This window comes from Micromonospora sp. NBC_00858 (genome assembly GCF_045207365.1).
In the GTDB taxonomy this organism is placed as follows: Bacteria; Actinomycetota; Actinomycetes; order Mycobacteriales; family Micromonosporaceae; genus Micromonospora.
Genome location: NZ_CP108828.1, coordinates 568,043 through 581,167, shown reverse-complemented (window position 1 = coordinate 581,167; position 13,125 = coordinate 568,043). Strand labels below are relative to the sequence as shown.

The window sequence follows — 13,125 nt, the reverse complement described above, 5'->3', positions numbered from 1 at the left end:
TGATCCGTGCGACTCGGGTGGATCCGCCGCCGCGAAGCCCGGCCGACATGGAGGTCGGCGGTGACCACGTCGCTTTAGCCATCTGCAGACGTTTCACCAGAAGCTCTTCGGCGATCTCTACGAGTGGGCCGGACAAACCAGCCCCGTCGATATCGGCAAGCCAGGAGCACGCTTCTGTCACTGGCGGTTCATCGACGATCAAGTCAGCACGATCCTCGGTGGACTTAGCACCGACGGCTTCCTTCTCGGCCTGAAGCCCGAAGCGTTCGTCGATACACTTGCCCACTACTATGGCGAGTTGAACGTGTGTCACCCCTTTCGTGAGGGCAACGGCCGGACAACACGGTCGTTCCTCCGACAGTTCGGTGCCGCAGCGGGCTATCTACTCGACTGGTCGGAGCTCAACGAGACTGACAACATCGCTGCGTGCCGCGCCCACCTGACTACCACCGACACGAGCCTTCTTGTCACCGTCCTGCGGCCGGTCGTCCGCCGTCTGAGCTGACGCTGCGCTACGGCAATGCGGAAACGCCCGCGCCTCCGTGAGCGGCGGTGATTGACTGCACAATCGTCGACAGGTCGCCCGAGACGAAGCGCTCCGAGTCGATCAGCACGTTGACAGCCAGGCCGGGCCGGTCGAGCCAGAACGCCTCGGCGGCACCGATGAGGCCGGGAGCCTCACCGTGGCGAAACTCAGCCTGCGCCCAGTCGGCAGGATCGCGCTCGTGGTACTCGGCCAAGAAGTCGCGTAGCTCGACGAAAGTGCCCAGCCGGTCGCCCCGGAGCACGTGCACGCGCAGGTCGACCCGATGGCCACCCTCGACTCGGCGCTCCCAGACCCGGGTGGCGAAACTGACGCCCTCCCACTCGGAGGCGAAGTCCGAGACCAGATCGCGGATGCCCGCCGGCAGATGGCCGATGTGGTAGCCGTCCAGCTCGCCGCCGCTCCGATCAGCCGGATCAGGTACGCCCGTCACCCCGCCGCCTCGATCGCCGCCTCCACCTTGTCCAGGTAGTTGAACCACCACTCCCCCTCACTCTTTGGGCGTGCGGACAACAGGCTTGCGGCCACAACGAAGGCAAGGACAACTGCGCTGCTGGCGGGTAGGACACCCGACAGCGGGCGGCCGGCCAGAATCGTGCTGAGGAAAGTCTCGATTTCCGGAGAGGTTGCCGAACTCCAGGTCTCCGCTTCGGCGACCTCGGTGGCCAACTCCTGGACCTGCCCGGGCGATGGCCTGCCTCCACAGATGTCAGCACTGACGAAGGTCGAGATAGCAACGAGCAACTCCATGGCCGACTGCCGCGTTGATTCGTCGGAGAACGCTTTGAGCGCCTCATCAAACTCAACCGGCTGCCGCTTGACGGCCCAGTGCAACGCATCTCGGACGAGTTGCTCAACTCGCTCATCGATCTTCAACGGAACCTCCGCTATCTTGCGATCTTGCCTTGTAAGCCTTGAGGGATCCCCAGGTTGCCACGACACCGAGGACGACGCCGGCTACCGCTTTCGGCAGAGCCGGTAAAAACTCTGCGACAGTCGCCCACGCTGTTGCTGCCGCTGACCCGCCAACAGCAATTGCCTCCGGCCTGACGCTCCTGCGCCGTGCGGGCGGTGGAGCCTCGGAGTCTTCTCGGCTCCGCGCCTCGCGTCTGGCTTCTCGGTTGGGCAGCGCTGATTCCGTCCCTGGAATCGCTGGTCGCAATGTGAAGTCGGCGGCCACGGGTGGTTGGTGGGCTGTGCTACCACCACCCGTGGTCAGTTTCCCAGCGCTCGGACCTTGGCGATCGTCTCCTGGACGTGCTGTTTGGCCGGGTCGCCGCCCTGGGACGCCTGCGCGAGTGCCTGACGGTACGCGTCGATCATGCCGATAAGCGGGCCGGCGGCCACACCCTCCAGCGCGCCGGCGACGAGCGCCCGCGCTTCGGCGGCGTCCTGCGCTGCCGCTGCGGTCTTGGCCTTCGCCTCGTCCAGCTTCTGCGACGCCGCCGCCAACCTCGCGATGATCTGTGCTGCGCTCACGCGCATCCTCCCCGTGGTCGACCATCGCCTCCACCACCGCACCGGCGGAGACCACAAGGGAGCGTACGAGATCCGCGCACCCTCCGCGACCGCCCGCTCGCTCACTCGTGACCCTGAGGCAGTGAATCTTGGAAGGGTTTCGGCCCCTCAGAGGCCAGTTTCCTTCCAAGATCTGGAGCGATGCCTGACGGCATGGGCGAATTCAGCGGTCGGCGACGAACACGCCAAGCCCGTGAACGCCCTGCACCCAACCCTGAGTCTGAAGAACCAGGATGGCTTGCCGGACCACGGTCGTTGAAACGCCGTGCTGAGTCTTGAGCTGCACCGTGGACGGCAATTGGTCCCCCGGTGCGAGTTCTCCCGACTCGATCTGGCCCCGGATGTGATCCGCGAGCTGTTCCCACTTCGGTTTGACGGGCATGTGGACTCCCAGGTCTGCCCCGCCATTTGATCACGCGCAACTACTCATGACAAGTAACGTGTTGTCATGCTTGCTATCTGTGACTAGTTGTGTAAAGCTCCAATCGACCGGCTCCCAGGTCTGCAAACCCGGAGTTGGTTCTTCCCCACCGCGCAGAGAGCGCCCGGCCGGCCGGTCCCCCCGTCCGGCCGGGCGTGCCGGGGCGCGCCCGCACGCCGCCCCGACGCAACGCCATGAGCAGCAAGGAGACCGACCCGACGGGAGCCAGCCGATGGCCGATCAACCCGACGAAGGACCCGACGACCCACCCGCCCGACAGGGGCCAGACCATCGCCTCGTGTCCGATCAGGACGTCGAGGACGCCGACGACATCCTCTTCGCCCATCCGCCCCGCGTGGTGCGGCGCTGGCTCTGCGAGTGCGGCGCGGACTACCCCTGCCCCGAGGTGCGCTTCGCCCTCCTGGTCAAGTCCACCGCCGAGGCGGGTGAATGAACGCAGACGCGGTGGACGACCTGCGCGACGCCTGGCTTGCCACGATCGCCGCCGCCGATCGTGCCAGCGCACACCCGCACGGCGCGGGGCCGCCCGGTCGGCGGCTGCCCTGGCAGGACGCGGTCACCGAGTGCTGGCGAGCGCTGAGTCTGGTCTACGCCGGCTTGGCCGCGACCCGTGACTCAACCAGCGCGCCCCTGGAAGGCAACTCGGCCGGCGAGCTGATCGCCGGGCTGCGCACGGCCCGCGCCGACGCGGACCGGGCCGCCGCGCTGGCTGCCCGGGTCCGCTGGCGGCTGGCGGTGACCGAGGACCGGCTCCGACGTACCCGAAAAGTGGCGGACGCGGTCGCGGCCCGGCACTTTTCGGCGGCGATCACCCGACTGGACCTGGTCGCCGCTCGGCTCGCGGTCGGCGGCTGCCGCATCGACCGCTCGGTGGCGGCGCTGACCGGCGAGCCGGTGGCACCCGCACCCAACCGGCTCGTAAGCACCACCACCGAGGAGATCGCACGCGGCTGCCACGCGGCGAGCGCACTGGTGACCAGGAGACGCCGAAATAGGCGGGCACTCACCCGATTCACGATGATCAGGGAGCGACGATGCTGACGGACCCTCACCAGGCGTTACGCGGCCTGCTGTCCGGCCGGTTGCGCGGCCACGACCGGCGGTTGCGGCGGTTCGGCGAGCCGGACTGGCGGCGGTACGCCGACCTGCTCGCCGGGGCGTTGCTGGTGGCGGTGCGGCGGCGGTTCGTGGCCGGGCAGGACCGGGCGCCGGTGATCCGGTTCGTGGCGTCCGCCCGGGAACGCTACGACGCCTCCGGACAGGACGTGGACCCGGCGCTGGCCGAGGCGCTGGTCTGGGCGGCGCTGGGCGAGCACCCATCGGTGCCGGACAGCGCGGCGGCGATCGTCGCCCGGACGGTGCTGCTGCTCGGGCTGCTGGAGGACGAGGGCCTCACCGACCGGGAACGGGACGAGATCCTCGCGGCCGCCGCGCACGCCGCCGACGGGTCAGCGCAGGGTGCGAAAGAGCAGCAGGTACGCGCAGTAGCCCATCGGGACCAGCAGGAAACAGATCAGGAACCCGAGCGGCAGGTAGCGGGGCGGGTTGCCGGCGACCATGGCGGGCCGCCCCCACCGGCCGAGCACCAGGTACCCGCCGAAGAACGCCAGCGCGGGCAACCCGGCGCAGATCCACGCGCCGAGGGTGAACCCGTCGACCAGGCCGACCCCGGAGGCGAGCACCAGGGTCAGCATGAGCACTCCCGCCGCCGCCCCGCACCCGGCGTAGACAGCGACCGCCCGCGCCAGCGGTGACCACGTCGGCAGCAGCGCCGGACGCTGGGCCAGCAGCTCCGCCTGGTGCCCGTGCCGGTCCGCCTCGTCGGCCATCCGCCGGGCCAACTCCAGCTCCACCGCCGGGTCGACCGCCGCCGCACGCTGCGCCGGCACCCCGGCGCCCGCCGGGCTCACCGCCGTCGGCAGCGCCAGCCGCGCTTCACCCACCGGCAGCTCGGGGTACGCCCCGACATCCGCCCGCCCCGGCGCGCCGGCTGCGCCGTCGGGCCCGCCGCCCCCAGGTCCAGGGCCGGCGGGCGGGCCGGACACCACAGCGGAGTCGCCGGGTGACCCGGTCCCGGGTGGCGGGCTCGGCCAGGTACCGGCCGCACCCGGCCCGGAGCCCGGGTGCCCCTGCTGGGGCCTCGCGACAGCGGCTGGCTGGTCGATGCCGATCGCCCGGCCGAGCTGGTCGAGGCGGTGCCCCTGGGCGGTCAGCCGCTGGTGCAGGTAGTCGACGGCGGCGTGCAGGTCACGGCGGCGCTCGGACTCGGCCGCGGCATTCCGCTCGCCGACTCGACGCTGCTCGGCGAGTTGTCGGGCCAGCGCCGCGTACTCCTCGAAGGACACCGTCAGTGCTCCCCGTCCAGCTCGTGCCCGTCCCGGGCGAACGGCACGATCAGCCGGGTGCGCTGGTCGTGCCGGTCGATCAGCAGCGCCCGGTCGGCGCGCGGCGTGTAGGCCAGGTCGTGCACCCCGAGGTGCAGGGCCAGCTCGGCCCCGGGCACGTTGAGCACGACCAGGCAGGCGACGTCGTCGCGGTTCTGCGTGCCGCCGAGGTCGTCGGCGAGCCGACGCAGCCCGCGCCACCAGCCGAGCAGGTGCACCCCCTGCCCGGGGTCCTGCCGCAGCACGGTACGCAGGTCGTCCAGGCCCGAGCGGAAGGTGACCGGGTCGGCCGCCCCGAGCACCGGCGCGGCGGCGTCCATCCCGAACACCACCAGGTACTCGCGCCCGTCGGGCGCCTCGGCGAGTGCCGCGATCCGGTCGCGCAGCCCCGCCGCGTCGAGGCGCTGCACCTGGTGGCCGGCGGCCCGCAGCGCGGTCTCGGTCTCGTCGGCAACCGGGTCGGCGGCGGTGACCAGCGAGGCCAGCAGGAATCGGGCGTCGCCGGCGGCGTGCTGGCGGGCCAGGCTCAGCGTCGCGGCGCGCAGCACGTCCGCGCCGGCCGGCGCAGTGCCCACCACGGCGAGGTGCCGGCCGGGAGTGGTGTCCATCAGGAACAGCGCGGTGGTGCCGTGCACGTCGACCGTCCGGCCGACCAGGGCCATCGGGCGTCGGCCACCGGGGCGTAGGCCGGCGAAGGTGGTGTCGTCCTCGACTCGCGCCGCCTCGTACCCCTTGAAGACCGCCGGCGCGCGCGAGCCCTGCGGGCGGGCCTGCCACAGCTCGTGGCGCAGCGCGGCGAGGTCGGCGGTGGCGGCGTGCGCGTCGGGGAACCGCAGCACGGTGTTGGCGCCGACCGCGCCGGCGGCGGTGTTGACCACGGCGGAGCCGATTGGCAGGGCCGCGGCGGCGTCGTTGAGCGGGTCGAGCACCCCGCCACCACCGGGCAGCGCCACGCGGAGCGCGAACTGCCCGAAGATCGCCTCGGCTCGACCGTAGAGCGCCTCGATGCCGGTCATGCTCTGGCTGGCCAACACCAGGTGTACGCCGTAGGAGCGGCCCTTGCGGGCCAACTCCTCCAACAGGTCGACGGACTCGCGGGCCAGCGCGTCGTTGCCGGCGAGCAGCACGTGGAACTCGTCGATGACCGCCACGATGCGGGGCAGCGGATTGTCCCGGGGCAGGTCGGCGAGCTTGGTGACGCCGTGCCGCTTGAGGGCGGTGGCCCGGCGTTGCGCCTCCCGGCGCAGCTCGCGCAGCACGGCGAGGCCGTACTCGCGGTCGGACTCGATGCCGACGGCGCGGGCGTGCGGCAGCCAGGACGGGTCCCGCCCGGTGGGCACGAACTCGGTGAAACTCACGCCCTCCTTGAAGTCAAGCAGGTAGAGCTGCAGCTCGGCCGGCGAGTAGCGGGCGGCCAGCCCGTACAGAACGTCGAGCAGGAAGACGGTCTTACCGGCGCCGGTGCGCCCGCCGACCAGCCAGTGCGGGGTGGCGTCGTCGAAGGCGACCGTCATTGCAGTGTCGAAGGCGACCGTCAGCCGAGAGTCGAAGGCGCCCGTCAGTGGAGAGTCGAAGGCGCCCGTCGGTGAAGTGTCGCCGGTCAGCGGGGCGCGGCCGACCCGGCCGATGACGGTCCGCAGGCCGTTGCCGGCGGACTCGGCCCAGCGTCGCTCCGGCAGCAGCTCGGCGAAGTGCAGCGCGTCAGCGCGACGGGCGGCGGCGCCCAGGTGTTCGGCGAGGGCGCGCACCGAGGCCGGCGGCGGGTCGCCGTCGAGCAGGACCGGCGCGGCGAGGCCACTGCCGTCGGCGCTGAACGGGACGCCGGGCGGATCGCCGACGTACGCGTACCGCTCGGTGAGCCGCACCGCGGTGGTGCCGCCCAGTGGTGGCGAGGTCTCGCCGGGCAGCCGGGACGGGTGACCGGCGAGCAGCACGCAGACGGCGGCGGACGGGCCGGCGTGGGTGAGCGCGGCGAGCCGGGCCAGCTCGCGCGGCGGCGGGGCCGCGGTGGCGACGACCACCAGGAGCTGCCGGGTGTCGGGCTCGGCGTGCTGCGCGGCGCGGGCGTGTTGTTCGACGGCGTCCAGCAGTGCCGCCACCTCGCCCTCACCGGTCGCTGGCGGGTCGAGGACCCCGGCGTCGAGCAGCGGGCGCAGCGGGCCGAAGGTGGCGCCCAGCGCAGCGGTGTCGATGCCGACGACCCGGACCTGCCCGGCCGGGGCGGTGGCGACCAGGCGCAGCACCAGCGCCCGCAGCAGTCCCGCGACCCGCGGATCCCGGGCGTCGGTGTCCAGCGCCAGGTGGTGGCCGCCGCCGAGCGGCAGCAGCACCGGGAAACCGCCGTCGGGAGTGGACGCCTCGCCGACCCGGACCGCGGTCGGCACGTCGGTCAGCGGGGTGGCGCCCGGGGTGGGGGTGGCCAGCGCGCCGCCGACCCGGGCCAGTCGGGCCACCAGCTCGTCGGCGCCGACCGGCGCGACGGGAGCCGGTGCCGCGCCGAGCGCGCCCCGGGCGGTGTCCAGGTGTGACCGGGCCGCCCGGTGGGCGCTGACCGCCTGCCCGTACGCCGACGCGAGCCTGCCCACGCTCTGCCTCCCACGCCACGGCTGTCCGGTTCGCGGAAACCCTAACGGACGGCGGTGGCACCGGGACAGTACCGACGCGACCGGGTCGGGTCGGCGCGCGGCGGCCGACGGTCCGGGGTGGACCGTCGGCCGTCAGGGAGGGGTGTGCGGGTCAGCCGGTGACCGCGTTCAGCGCCGGCAGGTAGCCGTAGCGGTAGCCGTCGGCGTCCGGGTGGTACGCCTCGATGATCCCGGAGATGTCGTTGATCCACGGGTCGCCGGCGCAGACGCCGTGCCCGGCGAAGGTGGACCGGGTGTCGGCGAAGGTGGCGCCGGCCGCCCTGGCCCGACTGGCGGTGACCGAGGCGAGCACGTCGGCGGCCTCGTTGAGGATCGTGCGCTTGTAGGTGCTCATCGCCAGCCATCCGCAGGAGCTGGTCTCGAACAGTCGCGGGTAGCCGAGGACGATCAGTCGGGCGTTGGGAGCCCGGTTACGGATGGCGGCGTAGGTGGCGTCGAGCCGGCCGGCCAGCGTCGACGTGGCGAAGGCCTTGGCGGTGTTGACCGCGTTGGTGCACGACGAGGTGCTGCCGAACCGGCAACTGGTGATGACGTTGACGAAGCCGGCGTCGTTGCCACCGATGGTGATGGTGACCAGGGTGGTGCTGGCGCTGAGCGCGCTGACCTGGTCGTTGAGCACGTCGGCGGTGACCGCACCGCCGCAGGCCCGGAAGTTGAAGCTGGTCACGCCGTGGGCGGCCGCCCAGAGCGGGGCGTACGACTTCTGGCTGCGGAGGCAGCCGGACAGGTCGTACGGGCCGGCGCCGACGCCGGAGGAGTACGAGCCGCCGAGCGCGACGTAGTTGACGGCAGCGGCCTGCGCGGTGCCAGGGACGAGCACGGCGCCGAGGGCGGCGGTGAAGAGTGCGACCAGCGCGGCCAGTGCGCGGGCCAGCGGGCGGTGGGGCATGACGGACCTCCACAGGACAGGGGGGTGGGATCCTGCGACCGCGCGCGTGGCCAGGGGTGGGTCTCTTGTTACTAGTCGGTAATGCTATCGAAACATTCAGATCAATGGAATAGCGCGACGACACCGCGCGGCGGGCCGGCGACGTTCACAGTTGTCGATTAGGTTGGCGGGGCGAACACCCCGATGGAGGGAGTCCACCTCGTGCGACGAGTCCTCAGGGCGGCCACCGCCGCCCTGACCCTCACCACCGCCGGCACCATGCTCGCCGGCACCCCTGGCCAGGCCGCCCCGACGGGCTGGGGCCGGCCCGTCGTCACGGTCGCGCCGCAACCCGGCGCGCCCGGCCTGGGCGACAGCTACTTCCCCGACTACGGCAACGGCGGCTACGACGTCTCGCACTACGACGTCCGGCTGCGCTACGACCCGGCCACCGACCGGCTCACCGGCACCACCACCATCCTCGCCACCGCCACCCAGGACCTCTCCCGGTTCAACCTGGACTTCCTGCTCGGCGTCGAGTCGGTGCGGGTCAACGGCTGGGCGGCGAGCACCAGCACCGCGGGCGCGCACGAGCTGGTGGTCACCCCGGCTCGCACGGTGACCCGGGGCCAGCAGCTCACCATCGTGGTGCGCTACGACGGCATCCCGTCGGAGACCCTGGTCAACGGCTACACCGGCTGGACGCGTACCGACGACGGGGCGCTGGCGGTCAACGAGCCGGAGTCGGCGTGGTGGTGGTTCCCGAGCAACGACCACCCGTTGGACAAGGCCACCTTCGACATCTCCGTGTCGGTGCCCACCGGCGTCGAGGTGATCAGCAACGGCGTGCAGCCACGGCCGCCGCTGGCCGAGGCCGGCAACCGCACCCGGTGGATCTGGCGGACCACCTCCCCCACCGCCACCTACCTGGCATTCATGGCCATCGGCCAGTACGACATCGTCACCGACACCACGCCGGGTGGCCAGCCGGTGATCAACGCGTACAGCACCTCGCTCGGCGAGCTCGGGCCGGCCGCGCGGGCCAGCATCGAGCGCACCGCCGAGATCGTCGACTGGGAGAGCGGGATCTTCGGCCCGTACCCGTTCGAGGCGCAGGGCGGCGTGGCCGGGCCGGTGGACGGCATCGGCTTCGCGCTGGAGACGCAGACCCGACCGGTGTACGGCCCGGGCTTCTGGCGGCGCGGCGCCAACACGTACGTGGTGGCGCACGAACTCGCGCACCAGTGGTTCGGCGACTCGGTCTCGGTGGCCGACTGGCGCAACATCTGGCTCAACGAGGGCTTCGCCTCGTACGCGGAGTGGCTCTGGTCGGAGGAGCAGGGCGAGGGCACCGCCCAGGAGGTGTTCGACTTCACCTATGCCAGCTACCCGGCCGACTCCGAGTTCTGGCAGGTGCTGCCGGGTGACCCGGGCGCTGGTCGGGTCTTCGACAACGCCGTCTACGACCGGGGCGCGATGACGCTGCACCAGCTGCGGCTGGCGGTCGGCGACGACGCGTTCTTCGAGATCCTGCCTGCCTGGACCGCAGAGCACCGGTACGGCAACGGCACCATCGCGCAGTTCCAGGCCCTGGCCGAGCGGATCTCCGGGCTGGACCTGGACGATCTCTTCACCACCTGGCTGTTCACCGCCGGCCGGCCCGACGTGGCCTCGGCCGCGCGCAAGGCCGCCCCGCCGGCCGAACCGAAGTCCTGGGCCAAGATCCGTGAGGCCCACGAACTGATGCACTGAGTTCCGACATCGGATGGGAGGCCCGCCGCCCACGCGCGGCGGGCCTCCCCGAACCGCACAGCGTGCCTGTCGAGCTGCCGCAATAACGGGGCAGCCGGCGTCCGCCCGCGCGGCGTTCCTCCCGCCAGCCCCGGCCACCTCGCTGCACTGGCACAGCGAGTCCAACCCACCCCCTACACGCCTGTCGAGCTGCCCCAAAAATGGGGCATCCCCGCGTCCGCCCGCGCGGCGTTCCTCCCGCCAGCCCCGGCCACCTCGCTGCACTGGCACAGCGAGTCCAACCCACCCCCTACACGCCTGTCGAGCTGCCCCAAAAATGGGGCGCCCCCGCGCCTGCCGGCACCGGCACCGCACCGCACGCACCGGCAACTGCACCGGTCTCTTGCGACGGCCGGACCGGCGACGCGGACGCCGTCCCATCGCCTTTGATTGACACGGTGCGATCGCTGGCTTACTGGCGGCGGATGGATGGCGCCGGCGGATGGCGGGCGGCGTCCCATCGCGTTCATGCGCGGCGATCGTCGGTCCAGATATGGGGCAGCTCGACAGGCACGACCCGAGCCGGGCCGGGCCGACCCCAGCCGACCCCAGCCGACCCCAGCCGACCGAGCCGAGTCGGGCCGGGCCCAGCCCAGCCAAGCCCACCGGGCCGGACCGAGCCCAGCCGACCGAGCCGGGCCGAGCCGAGCCGACCCGAGCCGAGCCGGGCCCGCTCCGGTGCAGCTGCCCTCAGGAATGTGCCGACGCGGGCGCAGCCAGCGGTAGCGCAGGCTAAACAGGCCGGGCGCTCGCTGGATTCAGGACGCCTGCCCCGGTGAGGCGGGCACCGGCACCGGGGCGGCACCGGCCGTCTCGGCCGTTCTCGCCTCGATGGCGCGGATGTGCCGGTAGGCGAACCAGAGCGGCGGGAACGCACCGACCGCGAAGGAAAGGTCGATCAGCGTCCAGAACCAGGGGATGTCTCGGATCGGGCCGCAGATCAGCGCCAGCGGGATGATCCCCGCACAGGCGATCATGCCGACCTGCACCACCCAGACGTTGCGCACCGGGTCGCGCAGCGGCCCCCAGAACGCCACCGCCAGCACCAGGTGGGCGAAGGCCAGCCAGTCGGTGCCGTAGAGCAGGAAGGGGTAGTCCTCGCCGGCCGTCACGAGCCCGGTGTGGACGCGCTCGATCCAGTCGACCAGCGCCGGCAGTTGGCCGGCGAGCGGGTCCAGCGCGCGCAGCAGCCAGCGCACCTCGATCTCCAGCGGGAACGCGGTCACACCGCTCAGGAAGAGCCCGATCAGCACGATCCACAGCCACCGGCGGGTCCGCCGCAGCCGCTCCTCGATGTCCATGATCGCAGCGTAACGATGATCTTCGTATCGTTCGGTCCCGTGGACCGCCCGCCCGGGGTGACCGCTGTCTCAGGGGCAGCAACGCCCGCGAGCCGGGCCGGTCAGCACAGGCTGGCGCAGCCGGCGGCGTGCCGGACGTCCCGAGGCGGCTGCGCCGGTCGACTCGGAGCGGGCGACGATGCGCAGACGGGGCACTCCCGGGCCAGCCGGATCGACCGACCCAGGCTCGCCGGCACCGGACGTGGCGTCGACCGGACGCCACCGAACGCCCCGGCGGGCCGGACGATGCGGGCCGCCGTCCGCGCCACCTGCCGTACCGGACGCCGCAGCGGCGGCGCGACCAGCACCTGGGCGACCCGTCCGGGCAGTCGGCGACCGCGCTGCCGGTCCAGGGCCACCGCCGCCGCCGTCGTGGCGATCGCCGCGACGGATCCGGCCAGGACGAGCGTCTGCCGGGGTCCGGCGTGTTCGGCGAGCCAGCCGAGCAGCGGCGCGCCGACCGCGGCGGAGACCGAGCCGGTCACCGCCAACGCGGCGAGTACCCGGCCGCGCATCGCAGCGTCGGTGTCGAGTTGGGCGCGGGTGCCGACGGTGGTGTCGATGACCACGGCGGCGGCGGCGATCGGCAGGATCACGGCGGCGAAGCTCCAGGTTCCCGGAGCGAGGCCGGCGATGATCTGCAGCCCGCTGGCCAGCAGGCCCGCGGCGACCAGCGTCCGGTAGCCCAGGGTGCGCCTGCGGGCCGCGACGAGCGCACCCACCACCGTCCCGACCGCGAAGACGGTCGACAGGAAGCCGTAGCCGGATGCCCCGGCGGCGAGCGGCCCGTCGCTCATCGCGGCCATCGTCACCTGGTAGTTGCGGCCGAGGCTGCCGAGCACGAAAGAGAGGGCGAGCGCGAGGAGCAGCACCGGCTGCCGGCGCAGGTAGGCGAACCCGGCCCGTGCGCCGCCCCGGTGGCTCGAACCACCGTCCGGCACCGCCTCCGGCTGATCCTGCAGGCTCGCCGGGCGTACGGCGAACAGCGCCACCACCACGGCGGCGAAGCTCGCCGCGTTGATGCCAAAGAGCAGCGCGGGGCCGACGGCGGCCACCACGACGGCGCCGAGGCTCATGCCGAGGATGCGGCCGGCGGAGTTGGTGAGCGAGCCGAGCGCCAGCGCGTTGCCGAGCGTCTCCCGGTCCACCAGCGTGGATGCCCAGCGCCCCATCATCGGGCCCTCGATCGCCGAGACGGCGCCGGTGCACAGGGAGATTGCGAAGATCACCGGCAGGCCGCCGACGCCGGTCAGGGCGACCGCTGCCAACCCCGCGGCCAGTGCGGCGTGGGCCACCTGGGCGGTGATCAGCAGCGGACGGGCGGGGAGCCGGTCGGCCAGCACACCGCCCCAGACGCTGAGCAGCAGCGTGGGCGCCGCCTGGAGCAGCACGGCAAAGCCCATGGACGTCGCGGAGCCGGTCTCCTTCAGCACGTACCAGTTGACACCGAGTACCTGCATCCACGTCCCGATGACGGAGACGAAGCCGGCGAAGGCCCAGATCCGGTAGTTGCGGTGGCGCAGCGCGGCGAAGGTGGCACCCTTGGCCACGACGAATCTCCCGAACGATCGACGGCATGATCATCGCGCCCAC

At 72.4% G+C, this 13,125-nt stretch carries 14 protein-coding genes; 4 read left to right on the top strand and 10 right to left on the bottom strand.

Going from position 1 to position 13,125, the window contains the following annotated elements; all coding sequences use genetic code 11:
• Positions 1-82: 82 nt before the first annotated feature.
• The gene (locus OG990_RS02765; protein ID WP_406081628.1) at positions 83-505 is read left to right on the top strand and encodes a Fic/DOC family protein; all 423 of its coding nucleotides are present in this window, start codon (positions 83-85) and stop codon (positions 503-505) included.
• A gap of 7 nt (positions 506-512) precedes the next feature.
• On the opposite strand, the gene OG990_RS02760 is transcribed toward OG990_RS02765, so the two are convergent.
• The 4 genes from OG990_RS02760 to OG990_RS02745 form a co-directional block, all read right to left on the bottom strand.
• Positions 513-977 (bottom strand): hypothetical protein, encoded by a 465-nt coding sequence (locus OG990_RS02760; protein WP_406078896.1) that lies wholly within the window; start codon positions 975-977, stop codon positions 513-515.
• Positions 974-1,420 (bottom strand): hypothetical protein, encoded by a 447-nt coding sequence (locus OG990_RS02755; RefSeq protein ID WP_406078894.1) that lies wholly within the window; start codon positions 1,418-1,420, stop codon positions 974-976. Before OG990_RS02755 ends, OG990_RS02760 begins: the two co-directional genes overlap by 4 nt.
• 339 nt (positions 1,421-1,759) lie before the next feature.
• Entirely contained in the window at positions 1,760-2,029 is a 270-nt protein-coding gene (locus OG990_RS02750; RefSeq protein ID WP_256483105.1) for a DUF6244 family protein, read from the bottom strand.
• A gap of 196 nt (positions 2,030-2,225) precedes the next feature.
• Positions 2,226-2,444 carry a winged helix-turn-helix domain-containing protein gene (locus OG990_RS02745; RefSeq protein WP_354861024.1) on the bottom strand — a complete coding sequence of 73 codons (219 nt, stop codon included), beginning with the start codon at positions 2,442-2,444 and terminating at the stop codon, positions 2,226-2,228.
• Between the two features lie 337 nt (positions 2,445-2,781).
• Here OG990_RS02745 and OG990_RS02740 point away from each other — a divergent pair, with 337 nt between their 5' ends.
• Entirely contained in the window at positions 2,782-2,937 is a 156-nt protein-coding gene (locus OG990_RS02740) for a hypothetical protein (RefSeq protein WP_406078893.1), read from the top strand.
• The gene (locus OG990_RS02735) at positions 2,934-3,545 is read left to right on the top strand and encodes a hypothetical protein (protein WP_406078892.1); all 612 of its coding nucleotides are present in this window, start codon (positions 2,934-2,936) and stop codon (positions 3,543-3,545) included. Before OG990_RS02740 ends, OG990_RS02735 begins: the two co-directional genes overlap by 4 nt.
• Before the next feature lie 17 nt (positions 3,546-3,562).
• Here the strand turns inward: OG990_RS02735 and OG990_RS02730 are convergent, their stop codons facing one another.
• The 4 genes from OG990_RS02730 to OG990_RS02715 form a co-directional block, all read right to left on the bottom strand.
• Positions 3,563-3,940: a hypothetical protein gene (locus OG990_RS02730; RefSeq protein WP_406078891.1), complete on the bottom strand. Its 378-nt coding sequence runs from the start codon at positions 3,938-3,940 to the stop codon at positions 3,563-3,565.
• A gap of 12 nt (positions 3,941-3,952) precedes the next feature.
• Entirely contained in the window at positions 3,953-4,849 is an 897-nt protein-coding gene (locus OG990_RS02725; RefSeq protein ID WP_406078890.1) for a hypothetical protein, read from the bottom strand.
• A gap of 2 nt (positions 4,850-4,851) precedes the next feature.
• The gene (locus tag OG990_RS02720; protein ID WP_406078889.1) at positions 4,852-7,473 is read right to left on the bottom strand and encodes an FtsK/SpoIIIE domain-containing protein; all 2,622 of its coding nucleotides are present in this window, start codon (positions 7,471-7,473) and stop codon (positions 4,852-4,854) included.
• A 151-nt stretch (positions 7,474-7,624) separates the two neighbouring features.
• Positions 7,625-8,422 (bottom strand): SGNH/GDSL hydrolase family protein, encoded by a 798-nt coding sequence (locus tag OG990_RS02715; RefSeq protein ID WP_406078888.1) that lies wholly within the window; start codon positions 8,420-8,422, stop codon positions 7,625-7,627.
• A 201-nt stretch (positions 8,423-8,623) separates the two neighbouring features.
• Between OG990_RS02715 and OG990_RS02710 the strand changes: the two genes are divergently transcribed.
• A complete protein-coding gene (locus OG990_RS02710) occupies positions 8,624-10,153 on the top strand; it encodes a M1 family metallopeptidase (RefSeq protein ID WP_406078887.1) in 1,530 nt (509 codons plus the stop codon).
• A gap of 797 nt (positions 10,154-10,950) precedes the next feature.
• Here OG990_RS02710 and OG990_RS02705 read toward each other — a convergent pair.
• The gene (locus tag OG990_RS02705) at positions 10,951-11,493 is read right to left on the bottom strand and encodes a hypothetical protein (RefSeq protein WP_355609653.1); all 543 of its coding nucleotides are present in this window, start codon (positions 11,491-11,493) and stop codon (positions 10,951-10,953) included.
• Between the two features lie 101 nt (positions 11,494-11,594).
• Positions 11,595-13,082, bottom strand: a complete 1,488-nt coding sequence (locus tag OG990_RS02700) for an MFS transporter (RefSeq protein WP_406078886.1) — start codon at positions 13,080-13,082, stop codon at positions 11,595-11,597.
• Between the last annotated feature and the right edge of the window lie 43 nt (positions 13,083-13,125).

Bases quoted from the DNA above. Each gene is read 5' to 3' on its own strand.
- OG990_RS02750 (WP_256483105.1), bottom strand. From the start codon at position 2,029: ATGCGCGTGAGCGCAGCACAGATCATCGCGAGGTTGGCGGCGGCGTCG.
- OG990_RS02745 (WP_354861024.1), bottom strand. From the start codon at position 2,444: ATGCCCGTCAAACCGAAGTGGGAACAGCTCGCGGATCACATCCGGGGC.
- OG990_RS02735 (WP_406078892.1), top strand. From the start codon at position 2,934: ATGAACGCAGACGCGGTGGACGACCTGCGCGACGCCTGGCTTGCCACG.
- OG990_RS02715 (WP_406078888.1), bottom strand. From the start codon at position 8,422: ATGCCCCACCGCCCGCTGGCCCGCGCACTGGCCGCGCTGGTCGCACTC.
- OG990_RS02705 (WP_355609653.1), bottom strand. From the start codon at position 11,493: ATGGACATCGAGGAGCGGCTGCGGCGGACCCGCCGGTGGCTGTGGATC.